This window comes from Coprococcus intestinihominis, from assembly GCF_040096555.1.
GTDB classification, from domain to species: Bacteria; Bacillota; Clostridia; order Lachnospirales; family Lachnospiraceae; genus Coprococcus_A; species Coprococcus_A intestinihominis.
In genome coordinates this window covers 1-2,330 of record NZ_JBBMEK010000367.1, presented here as the reverse complement: position 1 = coordinate 2,330, position 2,330 = coordinate 1, and the positions used below count along the sequence as shown (strand labels likewise).

General features: G+C 43.9%; 3 protein-coding genes. All 3 read left to right on the top strand.

The features are described 5' to 3' along the window. A partial coding sequence (locus WMO25_RS17225) for a putative manganese-dependent inorganic diphosphatase (protein ID WP_349086402.1) occupies positions 1–1,148 on the top strand: 1,148 nt, incomplete at its 5' end. A 48-nt stretch (positions 1,149–1,196) separates the two neighbouring features. Next, positions 1,197–1,817, top strand: coding sequence for a flavin reductase family protein (locus WMO25_RS17220; protein ID WP_117527385.1), 621 nt, complete (start codon positions 1,197–1,199; stop codon positions 1,815–1,817). Then, positions 1,814–2,330 (top strand): cobalt-precorrin-5B (C(1))-methyltransferase (locus tag WMO25_RS17215; RefSeq protein WP_349086399.1); only part of this gene is annotated, 517 nt, incomplete at its 3' end. The genes WMO25_RS17220 and WMO25_RS17215, both read left to right, overlap by 4 nt.

The window sequence follows — 2,330 nt, the reverse complement described above, 5'->3', positions numbered from 1 at the left end:
TAATTGTTGCAGCTGCAAATCCTGATCTGATGGAGGAATCCATTGAAGCCGGCGATATGGTCATTATGGGGGATCGCTACGAATCTCAGCTGTGTGCGATTGAAATGCAGGCGGCGTGTCTGATCATCAGTATCGGATGTGAGGTTTCACCGGCGATTATACAGCTGGCAGAGGAAAAGAACTGCATTATTTTAAGAACTGCGTATGACACATTTATCACTGCAAGGCTTTTGAATCAGAGTATCCCGATTGGCTATTTTATGATCAAGAATAATCTGACTTATTTCAGAACCGATGATTACACGGAAGAAATTCGCAGTATCATGGCTAAGATGCGTTATAGAGATTATCCGGTCCTGGATAGTGAGGGCAGACTTGTCGGAATGATGACGCGTCACAGCTTGTTGGAAATGGATAAGAAAAAGGTCATTCTCGTGGATCATAATGAGAGCGGACAAGCTGTAGACGGACTGCATGAAGCAGAAATAGAAGAAATCGTTGATCATCATAAGCTCGGATTTGTGGAAACCATTCGTCCGATTATGTTCAGAAATCAGCCGGTAGGATGTACAGCTACCATCATTTATATGATGTTTAAGGAGAAAAAGATGGAGATTCCTGAAAAGATTGCAGGTTTGATGTGCTCGGCTATTATTTCAGATACGCTTTTATATCGTTCGCCAACCTGTACGGCCATCGACAAGATTGCAGCAGAAGAACTGGCAGCTATAGCAGGGATAGAAACTGAGGCACATGCCAAGGCAATGTTTGCAGCGGGAAGCAATCTCAGCAAAAAGACAACAGAAGAAATTTTTTATCAGGATTTCAAAAAATTCAAATCCGGAGATATTTCTTATGGAATTGGTCAGATCAGTTCAATGGATCATGATGAACTGACGGCAATTGTCGACAGGTTGACAGAATTCATGGAGAAAGTACGTTCGGAGACCGGATTGAATATGCTTTTCTTCATGCTGACAGATATCCTTCAGGAGTCGACAACATTGATCTGTGTAGGACCGGATGCATTGACAGGCGTTGCATCTTACAGTGGTTGTCCGGTTCAGGGCAATACGGTCATTATGGAAGGCGTTGTATCGCGTAAGAAACAGGTAGTACCAACATTAATGCAGGCATTTCAGTCTTAATTGCTGCAAGTGTTGAATGAAGTCACGAACAATAGAAAGGCAGAGAAAATGAGCAAACAATTGTGGAAGCCGGGAAATATGCTGTATCCGCTGCCGGCTGTTCTGGTATCCTGCGGGGATAAAGCCGGCAATTATAATGTGCTGACGGTTGCATGGACAGGAACAATCTGTTCGGATCCTGCGATGGTGTACGTTTCTGTAAGAAAAAACAGATATTCACATCATATGCTAGAGGAAACCGGAGAATTTTATATTAATCTGACAACAGAGGCATTGGCATTTGCAACAGATTACTGTGGTGTGAAATCAGGAAAGGATTTGAACAAATTCGAGGAGATGCATCTGACCCCTGAGATGGGGATGCTGTCATGGGCACCAATGATCAAAGAGAGCCCGGTATGTATTGCCTGTGAAGTTGTGAGAATAGAAGAACTTGGCAGTCATGATATGTTTATTGCCAATGTCAAAGGTGTTTATGCTGATGAGGCCTATATGGATGAAAAGGGCAAGTTTGATCTTATCAAAGCGAAACCGATTGTGTATTCACACGGGCAATATTACGGATTAGGACGTTACATCGGCAAGTTTGGCTATTCTGTGCAGAAAAATCCTGCAAAAGTCAAGAAAGCCTCAGTGCATAAAACAAAGGCCAATAATAAAAAAGCATGATTGATTACAGGAGGAAAACAGTCATCAAAGGTCAGCAGGAATTAAGATGCGGCTATACAACCGGAACATGTGCGGCAGCTGCTGCCAAAGCCGCCGCGGTTACTTTGTTGAGCGGCGAAATTTGCAGGGATGTTTCCCTGCAGCTTCCGGGAGGCGAGCATATTATTCTTGAAACTGAGTTCCTGGAATGCAGTGAAAATTGCGTGAAGTGCGGAATGATAAAAGATGCCGGAGATGACCCGGATATTACGAATGGACTGCTCATATGTGCAGCTGTTGAGAAAACAGAAGGAGAAACAATTCTCATAGATGGCGGAATGGGCGTCGGACGCGTGACAAAACCAGGGCTTGATCAGCCTGTGGGTGCAGCGGCAATCAATTCTGTGCCAAGGAAGATGATCCATGAAGCAGTGGAAGATGTGCGCAGGCAGTATGCCTGGGAAAAAGGACTGAAGGTCACTGTTTTTATTCCAAATGGGAAGGAAAAGGCAGAAAAAACACTGAATCCGATGC